This is a genomic window from Edaphobacter lichenicola (assembly GCF_014201315.1).
In the GTDB taxonomy this organism is placed as follows: domain Bacteria; phylum Acidobacteriota; class Terriglobia; order Terriglobales; family Acidobacteriaceae; genus Edaphobacter; species Edaphobacter lichenicola_B.
In genome coordinates, this window is sequence record NZ_JACHDY010000005.1 from 15473 (window position 1) to 34969 (window position 19497).

Here is a 19497-nt window from a genome sequence, read left to right on the forward strand (position 1 = left end):
CAACTCTCGTAGAGTCAAAGTGCAACTGATTTGGAAGCGACCAATGCTTTGGCTCGTTCGATAAAGTCGGCGAGTGCGACACTGCCCTCATCGCCCTTTCCGCGAGTCCTTACACTGACTGCTTCCGTCGCCGCTTCCTTGTCGCCCATCACCAGCACAAACGGAACCTTCTGCAGGGTGAACTCGCGGATCTTCGCGTTCATCTTTTCATTTCGCTGGTCGAGTTCGACGCGCAGCCCCGCAGCCTCAAGCTTCGCCTTGACCGCAGCGGCGTAGTCCACATGCTTCTCCGAGATGGGTACGATGCCGATCTGCACCGGCGCGAGCCACAACGGAAAAGCGCCGGCGTAGTGCTCGATCAGCACACCGAAGAAACGCTCCACCGAACCGAAGAGCGCACGATGCACCATCACGGGTTGATGCAGCTCCCCGTCCTCGCCCTTGTACTCCAACTGAAAACGCGCAGGCAGATTGAAGTCGAACTGTACCGTCGACAGTTGCCACAGCCGTCCCAGGACGTCCACGAGCTTGATATCGATCTTCGGGCCGTAGAACGCGCCCTCTCCGGGAATGGCCTTAAACGCGACGCTGCGTTTGGTCAGCACATTCTTGAGGGCGGACTCGGCTTTCTCCCAGTCGCCAGGGTTGCCGACAAACTCGCCTGACTTCTTCGGATCGTGCAGCGAGAGCTCGACGCGGTACTCGTTAAACCCGAAGGTCTTCAGCACCGCTTCGGCGAAGTCGAGGCACCCTTCGATCTCGCTGACGACCTGCTCCGGCATGCAGAAGATGTGCGCATCGTCCTGCGTAAAGCCACGCACGCGCAGCAGTCCGTGCATGGTTCCGCTGCGTTCGTAGCGATACACATTTCCCAGCTCCGCGTAACGCACAGGCAGGTCGCGATAGCTCTTGGGGGAGTTCTTGTAGATGAGAATATGGCCGGGGCAGTTCATCGGCTTCAACCGGTACTCCGCGTCGTCAAGCTCCATCGGCGGATACATATTCTGCGAATAAAAACCCTCATGCCCGGAGATCTTCCAAAGCTCCCGCCGCATGATGTGTGGCGTGTAGACCATATCGTAACCGCGACGGATACATTCTTCGCGCATCCAGTCTTCCATCGTCTTGCGAATGAGCCCGCCCTTCGCATGCCAGAAGATCAACCCCGATCCCGCGACCTCCTGGATGGAAAACAGATCGAGCTGCTTGCCCAGCACGCGGTGGTCGCGAGCCTTGATCTCCTCCAGCCGCTTGAAGTGCGCGTCGAGGTCCTTCGTGTTGAAGAACGCTGTGCCGTAGATCCGCTGCAGCTGCTGATTTTTCTCATCGCCGAGCCAGTAAGCACCAGCGACCGACGTCACCTTGAACGCCTTGACTCGCCCCGTTGAAGGCACATGAGGCCCGCGACAGAAGTCCACAAACTTCCCATTGCGATAAAGCGATATCTCATCGCCCGGCTGTGTGAACTTCTCGATGAAGTGGACCTTCATGAACTCGCCCTGCTCGGCGTAGTCCTTCAATCCCATCTCGCGCGACTCTTCCTCACGCAGGAACTTCTCATCCCGTGCGACAACCTCAGCCATGCGTGTCTCGATCGCGGCGAGGTCCTCATCGCTGAACGGCGTCTCACGGTAGACGTCATAGAAGAAGCCCGAGTCGGTCGCCGGCCCATGGCCCAGTTTGGTCTCGGGAAAGAGTTCGAGGATCGCCGTCGCCATCACGTGCGCGGCAGAGTGACGCACCACCTTCAGTGCAGCCTCATCGCTCTCCTTCAGTAGCTCGAGCGCCACATCTTCCATCAGTGGCACCGCGAGATCCACCAGCCGCTCGCCGCTCTCGGCAGCACCATACATCGCAGCCTCTGAGGTCTCATCCTCCACCGCGGCTCCCGTAGTCACCGGCGTCAGCGGACGGATCCGCGCCACCACCACCGCTGCAGCCAGCCGCGGCGAGATGCTCATCGCCACGTCATACGCTGTCGTACCGCGCGAAACCTCGCGCACTGAACCGTCCGGAAGCTGAATCCTGATCATCTGCTCGCTCACATCTTCAAGAATAGATGGTTGCTGCAAATCGCGTCGAGGCGACGGGCTGCGGGACGCAACGGAGAACAATCGCCGGTCGGTCATAACTGCGAACGTTACTACTGGCCCGCCACCCTCACACCACCGTGCTATGGCCTCGCTCAGCCGGTCCGGCTACGGTAAGGATGTTCGGAGTGTCCAGAGATTCGGGGAGAAATCGCCCACAAGGACGACAACAACATGCAGGTCTTACTTAGAAGGTCCGAGTTCCGGCAGGATATTCACTGTTCGGTTTGCGGTCAGGGCTTCCGCCTCTACTGGGAGTCGAGTTCCCCCGCTGAACGCTCCACCACGCGCTCCATGGTTCTCGGCGACCTTCGCGACCATCACTCTCCGGAGCAGGGCGGCGACACAACTGCTGCAGCCCACCCCTTCGATCTGTTCCGCCTCCCAGGCTGGACCGGCTCGCCGCGCTTCACCAGGACCGCGATGCTGGCAAGCCCTGCCCGCATTCCCAGCGAGATCTCCAAAGTGGTCATGATCTCCAGGCAGGCGAAGCAGAGATAGCGGCTTCGACAGTCTCGGTTCCTGCGGCGGACGACCGCAACCCTCACGGTAAATCCGAATTCTCCTGCATCCGCCCCATCTTCCTCACATCTACTTCAGTGAGGCCAAGGTTCATCTGTGGCCAATCCAAGCACGATTGAGGACATGAATGGCAACCCTACTAAAGATCGACGTCAGCCCGCGCGGTGACTCTTCCATCTCGCGCCAGCTCGGCAGCCGCTTCGCCACCGAGTGGCAGTCCAACCATGTAGGCGGCGAGATCGTTACCCGCGACCTGGCCACCACCAAGATCCCCTACGTCGACCTGCCGTGGATCGCCGGAGCCTTCTCCGCTCCCGACCAGCACACTGCCGAGCACAAAGCCGCCCTCAAGATCTCCGACGAGTTGATTGGCGAGCTCCTCAGCGCCGACGAGGTCCTCATCACAACCCCGATGTATAACTTCAGCACTCCGGCCATACTCAAGGCCTGGATCGACCACATCGTCCGCCTCAACAAGACCTTCTCCTTTGGACCGGAGGGACTCAAGGGTCTCGCAGCCGGCAAAAAGGTCACAATCATCATCGCCAGCGGCAGCGAATACACCGCAGGCTCGCCGCTCGAGTCCTACAACATTGAAGGCCCCTACTTCCGCGTGATCTTCGGCTTCATCGGCATCACCGACCTCACCATCGTCCATGCCGGCGGCACCAACAAGGTCGCCCAGGGCGAAGTCACCGCACCGGTCTTTGTTGAGAAGTTCATCCACGAGGTCGATCTCGCGGCCGCCAAATAACCGCCGCAAATAATCGAAGATCGGCAGCAATGGCGAGCAGCGATACAACTGTCCGCCGTTTTTGCGTTCCGAGCCAAGTAACCCACCGCCTGACTTCCAAAAAGGCAAAAGAAAAGGACCGCACCCCTGTGGGCAACGGTCCTGTTCTCTCGTAACGTCTGTTAACTCTTTAGTTAAGCAATCTCTGGAACGCTCTTCATGGTGCGTTCCGCCGGGACATGCTTCCTCAACCAGACATTCGCTCTCCAACGGCCTAAAAATGGTGCAACGGCGATCATTCCAAAAGCGATACCAAGTGCTAAGCGCATAGACTTCTCCTTTTTCTCCTTGGGTCTTGAGGACCCCTCCAGGTTTCGAACGGGCAGATTGGGTTGCAAAATATTGCATGTTGCAACTGTTGATACCCCACTATCGACCCGCCGAACCACCCTCGATATCCCACCTTGGTGTTACAGGCGGCACGTGAGTGGAATTGGCAGGGTTCGACCGGTTAGGCAGCCCAGCCGAGTATTCAAACTCACGTCATCGCCTAAAATAACCCCATGTCCTACACGGCAGCGGTCGACCATCTCTATGCTTTGGGCCAGGAACTTGCCCCCTCAACGCCCAGTACCCCTCGCCGGAAGTTTGACCTCGCCCACATGCGGGTCCTCGCCGCTGCCCTGGGCAACCCGCAGACCGCCTTCCCCTCGATTCTGATTGCCGGAACCAACGGTAAAGGCTCCACGGCCGCCACTCTCAGCAGCATCTTCACCGCCGCAGGCTACCGCACCGGCCTCTACACCTCGCCCCACCTGGTCCGCGTCAACGAGCGAATCCAGATCGACGGGCAACAGATCCCCGACGAGGACTTCGCCCGCCTCTACTTTCAAGTCGACGAGACCGCCCGCCATCTCGTCGAGGCCGGCGACCTGCCCTACCCGCCCAGCTTCTTTGAGGTTCTCACCGCGGTAGGCTTTCTCTACTTCGCGGGAGAGAGCGCAACCCACGCGGAAAAGACCCCGGTAGACATCGCCGTCCTTGAAGTAGGCCTGGGGGGTCGTCTCGACGCCACCAACATCGTCGACCCGCTCCTCTCCATCCTCACCGACATCGCGCTCGACCATCAGGATTACCTCGGCAACACCATCGCCGAGATCACCCGCGAAAAAGCCGGCATCTTGCGCCCCAACGGCACGCTCATCACGCTGCCCCAACACCCCGAAGCCAATCAGGCCATCGGCGAGGCTGCGGCCACGCTCAATCTCCGCGCCATCAACGCCGCCGCCTACATCCCCACCAACGTACCTGGCCAGACTGCCGGTGTTCCACGACATCCCGGAACCGCTGGCCAAGAAGCAGGGCCGCTCCCTGCAAATCACTACATCCTCACCCTCGATGGGGAGACGCTCGAAGTGGATTCGCCCCTGTCCGGACATCATCAGCAACGCAATATTGCCTTGGCAATCGCCGCTGCGGCGGAGTTACGTAACTATAAAGGTTACAAACTATCCGAAATCCGGCAAATAAGCAACCAAAACGGTTACAAAATAACCAACACGCATATTGAAACGGGAATCCGCAACACGCACTGGCCCGGCCGCCTCGAACTCTTTACCTTCCCCGAAGGCCCGCAGCTCCTGTTGGACGTAGCGCACAACCCGGCCGGGGCCTGGACGCTCCGGGCAGCCATCGCGCAGCTTCCCGAAGCCCAGCCTCGCACCCTCCTCTTCAGCTGCCTCCGCGATAAGGATCTCAAAGAGATGGGCCAGATCCTCTTTCCGCTCTTCGACGCCTCCTCGACCGATCCCGAACGCCGCAAAGACCACATTGTCTTCGCCCCCATCGACAACCCGCGAGCCGCCCATATCGAAGATCTCCTGGCCGCCGCTCATGCTCTAGATATCCCTGCCCACGCCGCCCCTCACCTGGCCGCCGCTCTCGCCCAGGCCCGTGCCTTGACGCCGTCCGAAGGCCTCATCATCGCCACCGGCTCCGTCTATTTAGTGGGCGAGATCCGCCGTCTAGCCGGAGAGCTATGAACGACTCCCCTTTAGCGGACAACGTGGCGCATAAGAACGTGGACGGCAAAAGCGAGAGCAGCGAAGTCGCAGCATCTGCCGAACCCAAGCCATCGGCCCAATCCATCCTTTCTGTGGAGGAGCCGGATCTTCCCGCCTCTGCCTTTCCCTCGAAGCAGCCGCCCTTCGCCCTGCGCTGGCTGTCGTATCTTCTTCTGATCCCCCTCGTGGGCCTGGCTACCGCGGGCTACGGCTGTATCTCCCTCCTCGCGGGTCTATGGGACAAGTCCGGCCGCCAGCAGCACGCCATCGCTCACCTGTGGGCGCGCACCCTCCTCCTTATCAGCCTCTCTCCCGTCAAGATCATCGGCCGCGAGAAGCTCCACGAGCATGAGACAGCCGTCTACACCTCCAACCACCTCAGCTATATGGACACGCCTGTCCTCTTCGCGAAGCTCCCCTTCCAGTTCCGCATTCTGGCCAAGCAGTCCCTTTGGAAGATCCCCTTCATCGGGTGGTACCTCAACCGCTCCGGCCAGGTTCCGGTTGACTCGAACAGCCCCCGCTCGCTGATTGCCAGCCTCAACCGCGGCGTCGCCACGCTCAAGCACGGCCTGCCCCTCGTCCTCTTTCCCGAGGGTGGCCGCGCAGCCACCGGCCAACTTCAGACCATGATGTCTGGCTGTGCCTACATGGCCATCAAGGCCCAGGTCCCCCTGGTTCCCCTCACTCTCATCGGGACCTATGAGCTTCTTCCCATCCACGTCTACGCGCTGCACCCCAGGCCCATCTTCATCGTCGTAGGCGATCCGATCCCTACGACTGGCCTCAATGCTCGCGACGCCGATGCGCTTACCCGGCGGCTCTACGAATCCATCTCCGCCACCTACGCTCAATACTCCGCCAGCAACTGAGTGCGCAGGGCGCCCGCCCGGCAGGACCCAGCAACAGGTCGTATGATTAATCAGCCATGAAGCCCCGCATCGCCATTCCCGTCCCTACCAGCACAGACCTCGCCTATAACCAGCGCTCCTGGCCCCAATACGCCGCCGCGATCGAGCGCAGCGGAGGAACTCCCGTCGAGATTCCCCTTGCCGCCACCCCTACCGCCATCGCCGACCTCATCAACACCTGTCATGCTGTCCTCCTTCCCGGCAGCCCCGCCGACGTCAACCCGCAGAAGTACGGCCAGGACCCCATCCCCGAATGCTCCCCAGCCGATAACGCCCGGGAGAATGTCGACGAGCTCCTCATCCAGGACGCCCACAACCTCTACAAACCAGTCTTCGCCATCTGTTTCGGCCTCCAGTTCCTCAACGTCTGGCGTGGGGGCACCCTGGTGCAGGATCTCGCAATTCTCCCCGTCAACCACACCGCCGGCAGGAGCGTAGCCGTAGCCCACACCGCCGCGATCGCCCCGGACTCCCTCCTGGGATCCTTCTTGGACCCCGCCGAAGCCCTCGCGCAGGATGAGTTCCTCCGTCTCCCCATCAACTCCAGCCACCATCAGGCTATTGGCATCCCGGGAGACGGCCTCCGCGTCGCAGCCCGCTGCCCGCAGGACGGAGTCGTTGAAGCCGTAGAGGGCGGACAGGCCAGCGAAGGAGCCACCTCACACTTTGTCCTGGGCGTTCAGTGGCACCCCGAGCGCAGCTACGACCTGAGCCCCAGCTCCCGCGCTCTCTTCGACCGCTTCGTCACCCAAGCCGCCCACTGGACCCCGCGCCCGGTCCACACCTCCGTGGCCTGACGACTTCCTGTCGTAATGTTCCACGTGGAACACCCTTTCCTCCTCTTTCAAGCCCTCACCCTTGAGATACTGAAACCCCATGCCAACCCTCTCAGAGGCGGAGATCGCCTCGCTCCTAACGCCCTATCTCCCTGACGCCGCCCCCCTGGTCCTCTCCAGGACCGTCCTCTCCAGGCTCGCTGTCTACCTCGAACTGCTGCTCAAATGGAACGCCCGAACCAACCTCACCGCGATCCGTGACCCCGAGGAGATCGTTCGCCGTCACTTCGGCGAAAGCCTCTTCGCAGGGCAACATCTAGCCCCCGGGGCCAACACCCTCCTCGACTTCGGCTCCGGCGCAGGCTTCCCCGGCCTGCCCATCGCTATCCTCCACCCCGAGATAGCCGTAACCTTGGCCGAATCCCAGAATAAAAAGGCCACCTTCCTCCGCGAAGTCGTGCGAACCCTCGCTATTCCGGTCGAAATCTGGGCAGCCCGCGTCGAAACCATGCCCGAAGCCCGTCAATTCCATACCATAACCCTTCGCGCCGTGGACAATATGGCCTCCGCCCTTGCCGCCGCGGCGCCCCGAGCCACCAATGATCTCCTCCTCCTGGCGGGGGCCACCCCACCCGCGCCCCCCGGCTTCATCCTCCAGCCTCCCATTCAGATCCCCACCACCCAATCAACCGTCCTGGTTCGTGCCACCCGCGATGATGCCACCTGCGATTAACTGTTCCACGTGGAACAAAGATTTCCACACCTTCTCTCCGGAAACCCCACAATTCAGGCCCTGAATCACGTATCCCACAAGTTCTCCACAGCCTTCAGCGGTTCTGCACAGACACCAACCCATTGCCACGCTACCCTCCACCGGATACCCTTCATCTACCGCAATGACGACTGAACAGCTCACTCCCAAGCCTGAAGACACCACCCAAAAGCCCGCAGAGCCCAAATCCTCCCCCAAACCGTCCAAGGTCATCGCGGTCGTCAATCAAAAGGGCGGAGTCGGCAAGACCACCACTGCCATCAATCTCGCGGCCGCCCTGGCCCTCGAAGGCCTCAATACCCTCCTCATCGACTGCGACCCCCAGGCCAACTCCACCGGCGGCCTCGGTTTTGCCCGCGCCAGGGACGGCGAAGAGGCCCGCCTCAGCATCTATGACATCCTCGTCGGCCAAACCACCATCGCCGAAGCCCTCCTCTCCACCGAGATCGACACCCTCAAGCTCATCCCCAGCAGCAAAAACCTCATCGGCGCCACCATCGAGCTCATCGGCCTCGACCGCCGAGAGTACAAGCTCCGCGATGCCATCGAGCCCATCCGCGCCGACTACCCCTTCATCCTCCTCGACTGCCCCCCAGCTCTCGACCTCCTCACCCTCAACTCCCTCGTCGCCGCCGACAGCCTCCTCGTCCCCATGCAGGCCGAGTACTTTGCCCTCGAAGGCATCTCCGAGCTGATGAGCACCCTCGACCGCGTCGGCCAGAGCTTCAACCACGGCCTTGCTCTCGAGGGCGTCCTCCTGACCATGTACGACGACCGCACCAACCTCTCCCAGCAGGTCTCGGAGAATCTGCAGGCCTTCTTCACCGACAAGCTCCTCAAGACCACTATCCCGCGCAACATCCGCCTCGCCGAAGCGCCCAGCCACGGCAAGCCTGTCTCGCTCTACGACCCCAAATCCCGCGGCTCCGAGGCCTATCGTGAGCTGGCCCTCGAGCTCCTGACCCGCAACAAGATGGACAGCCCCGAAGAGAAGCGTAGAAAAGCCGCGGCAGCGGCAGCCGCTAGCGCTCTCAAGTCCTTCCACAAGCCCGAAAAGAAACCCCGCTTCTGGCAATCCAGCAAATAGCAAAGAAATTACACCCGAGCATCGCGAGGACCCAGTCCATTCCCTAACCCAAAGCAAGGTATACAAGTCACGAAGTGACCGCACCACGCGAAGTGGGCCCGTCCGGCAGGACAAATACTTCACACAAAGAAAGTCATAAATGATGCCAACCGCCACCGCAGATCCCAAACGTCGAGCCCTGGGCAAGGGCCTTGAATCCCTCCTCCCTCAACGCCCCGCCGCGCCCGCACCTCTACCGCCCCCACCGGTAGTCGAGTCCACCGGCAAGCCGCTCGAGATCCCCCTCGACCAGATCGAACGCAACCCCTTCCAGACGCGCAGTCAGTTCGACGAGGCCAAGCTGGCCGAACTGGCGCAGTCCATCGCAGCCTCCGGCGTAGTGCAACCCATTGTGGTACGGCCACTTAGCGGAGGGCGCTACCAGCTCATCACCGGCGAGCGCCGCTGGCTGGCCAGCAAAAAAGCCAACAAGACCACCATCCCCTCCATCGTGCGTCAGGTCTCAGACGAGCAGACGCTCGAGATGACCATCGTTGAAAACCTCCAGCGTGCCGATCTCAACCCCATCGAACAGGCACGCGCCTACCAGCGCCTCAGCAGCGACTTCAAGATGACCCAGGAGCAGATGGCCGTCCGCACCGGCAAAGAGCGGGCAAGCGTAGCTAATTTCCTTCGTTTGTTGCGTTTACCGGAATCAATCCAGCAAAAAGTGGAGTCCGGCGATCTCACCTTCGGCCACGCCCGCACCCTTCTCGCGCTCGATTCGCCCGAAGCGATCACCACCGCCGCTCAAAAGGTGATGGCACTGTCGCTCTCCGTCCGTCAGACCGAAAGCTACGTCCAAGGCCTCATCAATCCTGAGGCAAAGGAGAAGAAGGAGTCCAAGGCCGACGCCCAGCCCGAAGACCCCAACGTCCGCGAGGCACAAGACCGCCTGCGCCGCTCCCTCGGCCTCAAGGTGCGCATCGAGGACAAGAAGGGCAAAGGCCGCGTCATCATCGAGTACTCCGGCCTCGAAGACTTCGACTCCATCCTCACTGCACTAGGCGGGCAGTAGTTTTTCTTAAGAATTCAGGTCACGCACATACATTCAGGTCACGCCATAAGCAACCAAGACTCTCGCAGACACGTCAGGAGACTCCACATGCGTCAAGCCCGTCACGTGAAACTCTATTTATTCCTCTTTCTGTTACAAATTGCTTTCCTCAACCTTCACGCCCAAACGACACCCCGCACCCTCGTCCGCACCGGTCATCTTCTCGAGGTAAAAACCGGAGCCGAGCCTGCGGCCCAGACCATCATCGTCACCGGCGACCGCATCACCGCCATCGCGCCTACTGCCTCCACGCCGAAGCAAGCCGGTGACACCGAGATCGACCTCACCCGATTCACCGTCATGCCCGGCCTCATCGACGTGCACACCCACCTCACAGCAGCCAACAACTTCGATCCCTACTTCGAACTCAGCATGACCCCCGCCAAAGAAGCCATCATCGGCGTCGAAAATGCAAAGGTCACCCTCGAAGCCGGCTTCACGACGGTACGCAATGTCGGCGCGAACGACTTCACCGACGTAGCCCTCCGCGACGAGATCAACGCCGGCCACATCCCCGGCCCGCACATGCAGGTCTCCGGCCCAGCCCTCGGCATCACCGGCGGACACATGGATGAGAACCTTCTCCCCTACGAGTTTCACTACCACGCTGAAGGCGTAGCCGACGGCATCCCCGCCGTCCAGCATCAGGTCCGCGAGAACATCAAGTACGGCGCCGACCTCATCAAGATCGGAGCTACTGGCGGCGTCCTCTCCAAGGGAGACGACCCGCAGGCATCGCAGTACACCCTCGAAGAGATGCAGGCCATCGTAGCCGACGCTCATCGTCTCGGCCGGAAGGTCGCGGCTCACGCTCATGGAGCGCAAGGCATCCTCTTCGCCACCGAAGCAGGCGTCGACTCCATCGAACACGGCAGCTATATCAACGACGAAGACATCGCCCTCATGAAGAAGAAAGGCACCTACCTCGTCCCCACCGCGTATCTCGTCGACTGGATGCAGCAGTACGGCAACCTTCCGCCCTTCTACCAGCAGAAGATGAAAGACGTCAGCGCCGTCGAAAAGCAGAATGCGATCAAGGCCATCAAAGCCGGTGTCAAAATCGCACTCGGCACCGACGCCGCCGTCTATCCACACGGCCTCAACGCCCACGAGGTTGATGTCTATGTCAATCAATTCGGCATGTCGCCACTGCAAGGCATTCAGACCGGCACCCTCAACGCCGCCGACCTCATGGGATGGAACGATCGCGTCGGTTCCATCGACCCCGGCAAATGGGCCGACCTCATCGCCATCGACGGCGACCCACTCAAAGACGTCAAGCTCCTCCAGCACGTCCCCTTCGTCATGAAATCAGGCATTGTTTACAAAGACGAGACACACAAGTAGCAGGAAAGTAATCGCCGAATCAAATGAAAGCCTCAGCCCTCGAGTTCCGTCTCCGTTTTCTCATCATCGTAGTCATCTATCTTCTCGGCTTCATCGCCCCGTGGAACAGTTTCCTGCATCTGGACTCCATCCGCACCTGGCAGTACCTTGCAGCGTGGCCCGCGCGCAGTGGATGGATCGGCTTCAGCGCAGCCACCATCATGGTCCTGGTCCTCGGCATCCTTTGCGCAATTGCAGGAGCGTTCCTGCGCACCTGGGGCTCGGCCTACCTCGATCCCTCCACCGTTCAAGCCGGTGCGATGCACGGCGAAGGCGTCGTAGCCGCCGGCCCCTATCGCCATCTCCGCAATCCGCTCTACCTTGGCACGCTCTTCCACACCTTTGCCCTCGCGCTTCTCATGCCACCCAGCGGAGCCATCTTCTCCATCCTCGCCATCACACTCTTCCAGCTCCGCCTCATCTTCGCGGAAGAGTCCTTCCTCACCGCAAAACTCGGCGCTCCCTATCTCGACTACTGCGCCAAAGTCCCACGCCTCTTCCCATCATTCACTGCACGCATTCCCGCATCCCCGCTGCGCCCCTCGTCTCCATCGTGGCCCACAGCATTCCTCCCCGAGATCTACATGTGGGGAGTAGCCGTCTCCTTCGCGGCACTCGGCTGGCGCTACAACTCCGTGCTCATCATCAAAGGCGTCCTCATCTCACTCGGCCTCTCCCTCATCGTCCGAGCGTTCCTCAAGCCCGCACCCAGGAGAACCTAGAGAGTTTCGGGACGGCCCGGATTCATCAGCAGATAGGACGGGTGATTTGCGCCCGTAGGTGCATAGAACTCTTCGTGCGTAAAAGAAAACCCAAGCCTTCCGAGAAGACGTTTCGAGGAGGCATTCTTCGGGTGGTGTCCCGCGAACAATCCTCGGATCTGCAGCGTCTCAAACGCAAATTTGATAACGGCGCGTGCCGCCTCCTGAGCGAGACCCTGCCCCTGGTAACTCTTTCTCACATGGACTCCCATCTCGAAGATGCGGCCATCGAGATGGTAGGGCCGAAGTCCGGCACACCCGGCAAAATCATCGCTTTGAAGCAGGAAGACAGGCCAATACTGAACCTGGTGGTCGATCAACATGGTTCTCTCACGAGCTAGCCGCGCACCGATCTCACGATCGGTAAAGGGCCCGCCAATCAGCGAAGACACTCCAGGATCGCCCCATAGTTCAAGGGCGAGGGGAAGGTCTCCTTCGCTCCACTGTCCAAACCCCAAGCGATCTGTCCGAAGAAAGTAGTCGTGCGGTCGAGTCAAAGAGGAATCCGCCATCTGTAAAGGGAAAACCCGCCGCGCCCACACGATCAAAATCGTGGACGCAAGCGGGTTTGTCTTGCTCTCGCGCATCAGCAGCCCAGACTCTGAGGCGCGTCAATCGGGGAGGGCCCTCTCCTGCGACACCATCGCACCAACTGGCGCACGCGAGCGTCGCTCTAGAACTACTTCTTTACCGGTGCGATCGTGTCCTTCGCAACCTTGGCCACGCGGAACTTCACCACGGTCTTGGCCTTGATCTTGATGGTCTCACCCGTCTGCGGGTTGCGGCCAAGACGCGCCTTACGCTCTGCCTTCACCAGCTTGCCAATACCAGGAATGGTGAACTCGCCATTCTTCTTGGTCTCTTTGACGGCAGTCTCGGCCAGCAGTTCCAGGAAGCCAGCAGTCTGCTTGTTGGTGAGTTCGAGCTTCTCCGCCAGGTGGCGAACCAGCGCTGTCTTTGTCATTCCCTTTGCCATGTAGTGCTCCTTCTTGCTTTCGATATAGAGTCTAAGGTCTGCTCGCCTGGCCCGCATAAAGATTTCGTAAGGCCGCATCCAGTTTTGCAATGCGAAATCACCAGTGTTCATGCGGGTGCGGAGAACCGTACCGCAATTCACCTTCAGCCTTTCCGCGCGCTTTGTCAACTCCCTTTCTTCGGTTTCCACAGGTTTTTTCCGGTTTTTCTCGGTTTTGTTCGAAAACAGGTACATTTTTCTCACAAATTCCAAGTAAAACCCATAGTTCCGGCGTAAAAATCTCAACGGCAGACTTCAAGACTGGAACCAATCTGATCCCTCGAAAAGGGTCATCTTCGCCAGAATCCTCTGCTGCAAACTCCATCTTGGGCCCTTACAGAAGAAAATATCGCAACCGTTCGTTCACTAATATGAAACAAAATTATAGATATGCTCAAAATTATTTCATCTCGTTGCGGCGGTGTGATATCTTCCTCCGCAGTAAATCCAAGGAGTGAAGTCAATGCACAAGCCAGTCTCCCCCTCGCGCGCCGTCGGAACCATTCCCTCTGTCTCAAAATTCCTCCTCCTCGCATCCCTCGCTCTCGGCACCGCCTCTGCGCAAGTCGTTCCCGCCCCACCAACTCCGCAGGTAGGCTCGTCCAATCCCGTCACCGCCGAGCCTCTCGTCCCACGTCCCCCCACCAAGCCGTGCGTCGTCTCGCTGCTCAGCAACGCCGCCTTTGAAAACTTCAACGGCGCGCCCCTCACCTACGCGCCTCCCGCGGCCTGTCCCGGCCCCTGGGCAAAGGTCGTCCTCACCGCCGACTTCACCGTCACCGCCGGCCGCCAGTTCGACCGCAGCGCCTGGTTCTATCTCGGCAACACCAACATCTTCTACGGCACCACCGCCGAACCCCGCGCCGCCCTCAGCCCCTCCTGGCACGTCGAGCGCGACCTCACCGACCTCACCGCGCTCTTCAAATCCCCGCAGACCGGCCTCGCCTCCATCGGCAACATCGTCAACTCCACCTACACCGGCATCATCTACGCCAGCGCCGCGCTCGAGTTCTACCCCGCCTCCTGGCGAGCACCCGCGCCCATCACGCCTGACGTCGTCGTCCCCGTCAGCTCCGGCAACAGCCCCGTCACCCTCAACACCACCACCGACCAGGCTACCGCCACCCTCAACCTCCCGCGCAACGTCGAGAAGGTCTACCTCGACGTCATCTCGCAGAGCCAGATCGGCGACGAGTTCTGGTATCTCTGCGTCCCCAGCGCCGTCGCAGGCGAGCTCGAAACCTGCGGCAACACCGCCTTCCGCGAAACCGAAATCTCCATCGACGGAACACCAGCAGGCGTCGCCCCCGTCTATCCCTGGATCTACACCGGCGGCCTCGACCCCTATCTCTGGGAGCCCATCACCGGCGTCCAGACCCTCGACTTCAAACCCTACCGCGTTGACCTCACACCCTTCGCCGGCCTCCTCGCCGACGGCACCCAGCACACCGTCGCCGTCAGCGTCTACAACGCCAACGGATACTTCCTCTCCACCGCCAACCTGCTCGTCTACACCGACCACGGCAGCAAAGAAGTCTCAGGCGGAGTCACCAGCAACACCCTCACCACACCCAATCCAGAGATCGTCCAGAACCTCTCCACCGACGCCACCGGCACCACCACCGGCACCGTCAACGTAGGCTCCAACCGCACCTTCTCCATCACGGGATACGTCAACACCTCACACGGCCGCGTCGAAACCACCGTCGCACAAAAGGTAAACTTCCTCAGCGCGCAGACCTTCGATGTCAACGTAGCCAACGGCCCCGAGATTCAGAACCTCGTCCAGACCAGCACCGTAGACTCCGAGACCACGACCCGCGACGGCTTCCTCGTAGAAAAAACATCGAAGCACATCTCCTTCCCACTCACGCTTGACTACTCCTTCGTCAACAATCCCAACGGCACCTTCACCCAGGTAGTCTCCTCCAACCAGCAAAACCTCCATACCGAGGCGAAATCCCTCAACGGCTTCTCGCTCTTCCAGTCCAACTCGCAGGAGCAGGTCGTCTCGAAGGACACCCTGCAGTTCAACCCCGACTTCACCGTCTCAGCTCCCGGCGTAGGCAGCTCCAGCGCCTCCTACCGCAGCAACGACTCGCTCGGCGACTGCTACAGCCGCTCCCTCACCGCCGCTGACCAGAAGCTAACCTCCATCACCGATGGCAAAGGCTGCCACGACCACGACCACTGGTTCTAACCAAACCGTGTCCAACGCAGTAACAATCAATTAATCGTCGGAATCACCAGAATCATCGGGTGCCCCATCCATCGCGCACTTTGCGATGGGTGGGAGGTACCTCTCCCCCGGCCAACGCCGTGTAGTTGTTTTTGCAGTTGCAGTTGCAGTTGCAGTTCATGTTGATGTTGCCCTTGCCCTTTTGTTGTCATTCCGCACCCTGAGCGCAGTCGAACGGGGGAGGAATTTGTTGTCCCTGCCCCTCCCCCAAAAACGTCGTCTCGACCGAAGCTGTTCACAGTCTCATCGTGAACGGCGCAGTGGAGAGATCCTGTATTTCGTCTTTGCCGCAGGGGTGCACGATTTTGGTGCAGTGAGCACACCATGAATCAAATCCCCTACCCTCGCATCAACCTAAGAGACAATCAACTCTGAGGGACAACCGATGCAGATCGGCATTGACAGCTTCGCCGCACTCGTTCCAGACCCCATCACCGGCCAAACCGTCACAGCGCAGCAGCGCATCGCCCATCTCCTCGAAGAGATCAGGCTCGCCGATGAAGTGGGCCTCGACCAGTTCGGCCTCGGCGAGCATCACCGCACTGAGTACCTCGACTCCGCCCCCGCCGTCATCCTCGCCGCCGCCTCCTCCATCACCAAAACCATCCGCCTCACCTCTGCCGTCACCGTCCTCAGCGCCGCCGATCCCGTCCGCGTCTTCCAGGAGTTCGCAACCCTCGACCTCCTCTCCGGCGGCCGTGCCGAAATCGTCGCAGGCCGCGGCTCCTTCATCGAATCCTTCCCTCTCTTCGGCCTCAAGCTCGAAGACTACGATGACCTCTTCGCCGAAAAGCTCGACCTCCTCCTCGCCCTCCGCGAAGGCAACAACATCCATTGGAAAGGCAAACACCGCGCCGCACTCACCGGTCAGGGAGTCTTCCCGCGTCCGCTGCAAAACCCGCTGCCCGTCTGGCTCGGCGTAGGTGGCACCCCGGAGTCCTTCATCCGCGCCGGCATGCTCGGCCTGCCCCTCATGGTCGCCATCATCGGCGGTGAGCCCCACCGCTTCCGCCCCCTCATCGACCTCTACCGCGAAGCAGGCAAGCACGCCGGCCACGCCCCCGACTCCCTCAAAGTCGGCATCCACGCCCTCGGCTACGTAGCCGACACCGACCAGCAAGCCTCCGACGACTTCTTCCCCGGCTACGCCGAAGCCTTCACCAAGATCGGCAAAGAGCGCGGCTGGCCGCCAGTCACCCGCAGCCAGTTCGAAGCCCTCCGCCGCCCCACCGGCGCGCTCATGGTCAGCGACCCCGAGACCGTAGCCGCAAAGCTCCTCAAGATGAACGAAGCCCTCGGCGGCATCTCCCGCATCAGCTTCCAGATGAGCGTAGCCGCCCTCCACCACGACAAACTCCTCCACGCCATCGAACTCCTCGGCACCCGCGCAGCCCCCATCGTCCGCAAAGCTCTCCTCAAACCCACCGCGACAAAATAACGCGACGAAATAAATCGAGAAGGTGTAGCTACGCCGCATCCCTGATGGCGAGACATACCCTCCCCGATTCCCCGCATCCCAAAGCCAGACACTCGAAATAAGCAAAAAGATGAGATGCTGTTGGGGCGCGCAGTCAGCCACTCCTCTACGCCGCCAGCAAGACTGCTCCAAAGCACTACTGCAAACTCTTTCCCGTCCGGGCCCCCAAGGCGCTGTCGATGTTGGAGGACTTTGGTATGTCGCTGCACCGAAGAAAAAATCACACCCGGCTCCTGCCTCTCGCACTTCTCTTCGCCGCCAGCATCGCGCACAGCCAGACCCCGGAAGCAAATCCCGCACCCCCTCCCGCACCCCAGACAACCCAACCCAACGAAGCCTCACCCGTCCTCCGGCACCACCCCCGCGTCGCCCTCGTCCTCGAAGGCGGCGGAGCCCTCGGCTTCGCTCACATCGGCGTCCTCCAGTATCTTGAGCAGCATCACATCCCCATCGACCTCATCGTAGGGACCAGCATGGGCGGACTCGTAGGCGGGCTCTACGCCACCGGCCGCAGCCCCGACGAGATCCGCAACCTCGTCCAGAACATCGACTGGGACAGAGCCATCGGCGGCCGCACTCCGTTCCCCGATCTCTCCTACCGCCGCAAACAGGATCGCGTCGAGTACCCCAACCGCCTCGAGTTCGGCCTCCGCCACGGCCTCTCTCTCCCCGAAGGCCTCAACACCGGCCAGCAGGTCGGCCTCATCCTCGACGCCGCCACCCTCGCCGACTACAACCTCAAATCCTTCGACGACCTCCCCACCCCCTTCCGCTGCGTCGCCACCAACATGAACACCGGCCGCGCCCACGTCTTTGACAACGGCTCTCTCGCCCGCGCCCTCCGCGCCACCATGTCCATCCCCGCCCTCTTCGTCCCCGTCGTCATCGACGGCGTCACCTACACCGACGGCGCAGCCGTAGACAACCTCCCCGTCGACGTCGCCAAGGCCAACGGAGCCGACATCATCATCGCCAGCTACCTCGACAACACCGGCGGCCCGCAGACCACCCCAGGGTCTTTCCTCGCCACCACCGGAAACTTCGTCAGCATCGCCATCGCCGCCAACGAGATGCGCAGCCTCGAAGCCGCCGACATCCTCATCACCTCCAAACTCCAGGGCTTCACCAGCACCATGTTCCCCAAATCCGCAGAGATCATCCCAAAAGGCGTGACCGCCGCCGAAGCCAAAGCAAAACTCCTCGACCGCTTCTCCGTCTCCGACGCCGAGTGGGCCGCCTACCGCGCCCAGCGCAACTCCCGCCGCCAAGCCCAACCGCCCAATCCACAATTTGTAACCGTAGCAGGTGTAAATACCCCTGCCGCCCTCGAGATCGAGCGCAGCCTCCGCCAGATCATCAACCAACCCATCGACACAAAGTTCCTCGACCAGGAGATGACCCGCTACGTAGGCTACGGCACCCTCAACGCCGCCGGCTACACCATGATCGACCGCGACGGCACTCCGGGCCTGAACATCAACACCTACCCCCGCTACAACGGCCCGCCCTTCCTCGACCTCGCCATCAACATCGACGGCTCCGACACCCAGGACGTCCTCTTCGGCATGGCCGGCCGCATCATCTTTCAGAACCTCGGCGGCTTCCGCTCCGAGTGGCGCACCGACGCCTTCTTCGGCTACTCCTACGGCGTCCGAAGCGAGTACTACCGCCCCTTCACCCCGCACAGTCAGTTCTTCTACGCGCCCCGCGCCTACGCCACCAGCACCCGGTTCGACTTCTACAACGAAGGCACCAAGACCTCGCAGTATCAAATCAACCAGAGCGGTGTAGGCTTCGACGCAGGCTACACCTGGAAGCGCAGCGCAGAACTCCGCTTCGGTCAGGACGAGTACTGGTACTCCGTCACCAAGCGCATCGACTTCGACAACCTCTCCATCCCGCCCCAGCAGCAGAGCGTCACCTCCCTGCGTTTCACCTCCTACAACACCGACAACTCCGTCCTCCCCTTCCGCGGCGTCAACACCTTCCTCCGCATCGAACGCCATGAACCCTCCAAAGGCAACGATCCCTTCACCCTCGCCGAAGCCCGCGTCGCCGCCTACCTCCCCCTCACTGCAAAGGACTCCGTCTTCCTCACTGCTAGCGGAGGCACAGCCTTCGGCGCACCGCCCGAGGTCACCGACCTCCAGGGCTTCCCTCTAGGCGGACCCTTCCGCCTCGGCTCCTACGGCCGCAACGAGCTACTCGGCACCCAGTACTGGCTCTTTCAAGGAGGCTACGAGCGCAAGATCTTCCAGCTCCCACCCCTCCTCGGCGAAGGCGTCTACGCCGTCGGATTCTTCGAAGGCGGCAAGGTCTACAACAACCTCAACGCCGCCGACGAACTGGAGTCCGAAGCCTACGACGGCAGCTTCGTCCTCGTCACCCGCACCGCGCTCGGCCCCATCTACATCGGCGGAGCCTCCGGCAACAACGACCATCGCAAGTGGTGGTTCGGCCTCGGCCACGTCTTCTAGAGCAACGCGCAGTTGGTGTAGAGCAACGCCGCAGTTGGTGTAGAGTCGTCTTGGCCTTTTGTTTGTCATTCCCGAAGGGAATCGGCGTTTGC

General features: G+C 61.0%; 16 protein-coding genes. 13 read left to right on the forward strand and 3 right to left on the reverse strand.

Features of this window, described 5'->3' with window-relative positions:
* Positions 1–14: 14 nt before the first annotated feature.
* On the reverse strand, positions 15–2033 hold the full coding sequence (gene thrS, locus HDF09_RS15520) for a threonine--tRNA ligase (protein ID WP_183768592.1): 2019 nt from the start codon (positions 2031–2033) through the stop codon (positions 15–17).
* A 231-nt stretch (positions 2034–2264) separates the two neighbouring features.
* On the opposite strand from thrS, the gene HDF09_RS15525 reads away from it, so the two are divergent.
* The 10 genes from HDF09_RS15525 (at position 2265) to HDF09_RS15570 (ending at position 12158) form a co-directional block, all read left to right on the forward strand.
* Entirely contained in the window at positions 2265–2591 is a 327-nt protein-coding gene (locus HDF09_RS15525) for a hypothetical protein (RefSeq protein ID WP_183767963.1), read from the forward strand.
* Between the two features lie 148 nt (positions 2592–2739).
* Positions 2740–3366: an FMN-dependent NADH-azoreductase gene (locus HDF09_RS15530; protein ID WP_183767965.1), complete on the forward strand. Its 627-nt coding sequence runs from the start codon at positions 2740–2742 to the stop codon at positions 3364–3366.
* A gap of 542 nt (positions 3367–3908) precedes the next feature.
* Positions 3909–5387 (forward strand): bifunctional folylpolyglutamate synthase/dihydrofolate synthase, encoded by a 1479-nt coding sequence (locus HDF09_RS15535; protein ID WP_183767967.1) that lies wholly within the window; start codon positions 3909–3911, stop codon positions 5385–5387.
* Entirely contained in the window at positions 5384–6280 is an 897-nt protein-coding gene (locus tag HDF09_RS15540; RefSeq protein WP_183767969.1) for a lysophospholipid acyltransferase family protein, read from the forward strand. Before HDF09_RS15535 ends, HDF09_RS15540 begins: the two co-directional genes overlap by 4 nt.
* Before the next feature lie 56 nt (positions 6281–6336).
* Complete coding sequence (locus tag HDF09_RS15545) at positions 6337–7116, forward strand: gamma-glutamyl-gamma-aminobutyrate hydrolase family protein (protein WP_183767971.1); 780 nt, start codon at positions 6337–6339, stop codon at positions 7114–7116.
* 79 nt (positions 7117–7195) lie between these two features.
* On the forward strand, positions 7196–7828 hold the full coding sequence (rsmG, locus tag HDF09_RS15550; RefSeq protein WP_183767973.1) for a 16S rRNA (guanine(527)-N(7))-methyltransferase RsmG: 633 nt from the start codon (positions 7196–7198) through the stop codon (positions 7826–7828).
* A gap of 163 nt (positions 7829–7991) precedes the next feature.
* Positions 7992–8954: a ParA family protein gene (locus tag HDF09_RS15555; RefSeq protein WP_183767975.1), complete on the forward strand. Its 963-nt coding sequence runs from the start codon at positions 7992–7994 to the stop codon at positions 8952–8954.
* Positions 8955–9096: 142 nt separating this feature from the next.
* On the forward strand, positions 9097–10011 hold the full coding sequence (locus HDF09_RS15560) for a ParB/RepB/Spo0J family partition protein (RefSeq protein ID WP_183768594.1): 915 nt from the start codon (positions 9097–9099) through the stop codon (positions 10009–10011).
* Positions 10012–10098: 87 nt separating this feature from the next.
* A complete protein-coding gene (locus HDF09_RS15565) occupies positions 10099–11397 on the forward strand; it encodes a metal-dependent hydrolase family protein (protein ID WP_183767977.1) in 1299 nt (432 codons plus the stop codon).
* Positions 11398–11420: 23 nt separating this feature from the next.
* Complete coding sequence (locus HDF09_RS15570; RefSeq protein ID WP_183767979.1) at positions 11421–12158, forward strand: methyltransferase family protein; 738 nt, start codon at positions 11421–11423, stop codon at positions 12156–12158.
* On the opposite strand, the gene HDF09_RS15575 is transcribed toward HDF09_RS15570, so the two are convergent.
* Both HDF09_RS15575 and HDF09_RS15580 read right to left on the reverse strand, forming a co-directional pair.
* A complete protein-coding gene (locus tag HDF09_RS15575; protein WP_183767981.1) occupies positions 12155–12694 on the reverse strand; it encodes a GNAT family N-acetyltransferase in 540 nt (179 codons plus the stop codon). The genes HDF09_RS15570 and HDF09_RS15575 overlap by 4 nt on opposite strands.
* Before the next feature lie 182 nt (positions 12695–12876).
* Positions 12877–13173 carry an HU family DNA-binding protein gene (locus HDF09_RS15580; protein WP_158792936.1) on the reverse strand — a complete coding sequence of 99 codons (297 nt, stop codon included), beginning with the start codon at positions 13171–13173 and terminating at the stop codon, positions 12877–12879.
* 502 nt (positions 13174–13675) lie between these two features.
* On the opposite strand from HDF09_RS15580, the gene HDF09_RS15585 reads away from it, so the two are divergent.
* The 3 genes from HDF09_RS15585 to HDF09_RS15595 all read left to right on the forward strand — a co-directional run bounded on the left by HDF09_RS15585 (position 13676) and on the right by HDF09_RS15595 (position 19405).
* A complete protein-coding gene (locus HDF09_RS15585) occupies positions 13676–15412 on the forward strand; it encodes a peptide-N4-asparagine amidase (RefSeq protein WP_183767983.1) in 1737 nt (578 codons plus the stop codon).
* Positions 15413–15836: 424 nt separating this feature from the next.
* Positions 15837–16889 (forward strand): LLM class flavin-dependent oxidoreductase, encoded by a 1053-nt coding sequence (locus tag HDF09_RS15590; RefSeq protein ID WP_183767985.1) that lies wholly within the window; start codon positions 15837–15839, stop codon positions 16887–16889.
* Between the two features lie 236 nt (positions 16890–17125).
* Positions 17126–19405, forward strand: coding sequence for a patatin-like phospholipase family protein (locus tag HDF09_RS15595; protein ID WP_183767987.1), 2280 nt, complete (start codon positions 17126–17128; stop codon positions 19403–19405).
* Positions 19406–19497 lie beyond the last annotated feature (92 nt).

What these genes read in the sequence shown, in the direction of transcription:
- thrS (WP_183768592.1), bottom strand. Translation starts at nt 2,033, where the DNA reads ATGATCAGGATTCAGCTTCCGGACGGTTCAGTGCGCGAGGTTTCGCGC.
- HDF09_RS15525 (WP_183767963.1), top strand. Translation starts at nt 2,265, where the DNA reads ATGCAGGTCTTACTTAGAAGGTCCGAGTTCCGGCAGGATATTCACTGT.
- HDF09_RS15530 (WP_183767965.1), top strand. Translation starts at nt 2,740, where the DNA reads ATGGCAACCCTACTAAAGATCGACGTCAGCCCGCGCGGTGACTCTTCC.
- HDF09_RS15535 (WP_183767967.1), top strand. Translation starts at nt 3,909, where the DNA reads ATGTCCTACACGGCAGCGGTCGACCATCTCTATGCTTTGGGCCAGGAA.
- HDF09_RS15540 (WP_183767969.1), top strand. Translation starts at nt 5,384, where the DNA reads ATGAACGACTCCCCTTTAGCGGACAACGTGGCGCATAAGAACGTGGAC.
- HDF09_RS15545 (WP_183767971.1), top strand. Translation starts at nt 6,337, where the DNA reads ATGAAGCCCCGCATCGCCATTCCCGTCCCTACCAGCACAGACCTCGCC.
- rsmG (WP_183767973.1), top strand. Translation starts at nt 7,196, where the DNA reads ATGCCAACCCTCTCAGAGGCGGAGATCGCCTCGCTCCTAACGCCCTAT.
- HDF09_RS15555 (WP_183767975.1), top strand. Translation starts at nt 7,992, where the DNA reads ATGACGACTGAACAGCTCACTCCCAAGCCTGAAGACACCACCCAAAAG.
- HDF09_RS15560 (WP_183768594.1), top strand. Translation starts at nt 9,097, where the DNA reads ATGCCAACCGCCACCGCAGATCCCAAACGTCGAGCCCTGGGCAAGGGC.
- HDF09_RS15565 (WP_183767977.1), top strand. Translation starts at nt 10,099, where the DNA reads ATGCGTCAAGCCCGTCACGTGAAACTCTATTTATTCCTCTTTCTGTTA.
- HDF09_RS15570 (WP_183767979.1), top strand. Translation starts at nt 11,421, where the DNA reads ATGAAAGCCTCAGCCCTCGAGTTCCGTCTCCGTTTTCTCATCATCGTA.
- HDF09_RS15580 (WP_158792936.1), bottom strand. Translation starts at nt 13,173, where the DNA reads ATGGCAAAGGGAATGACAAAGACAGCGCTGGTTCGCCACCTGGCGGAG.
- HDF09_RS15585 (WP_183767983.1), top strand. Translation starts at nt 13,676, where the DNA reads ATGCACAAGCCAGTCTCCCCCTCGCGCGCCGTCGGAACCATTCCCTCT.
- HDF09_RS15590 (WP_183767985.1), top strand. Translation starts at nt 15,837, where the DNA reads ATGCAGATCGGCATTGACAGCTTCGCCGCACTCGTTCCAGACCCCATC.
- HDF09_RS15595 (WP_183767987.1), top strand. Translation starts at nt 17,126, where the DNA reads ATGTCGCTGCACCGAAGAAAAAATCACACCCGGCTCCTGCCTCTCGCA.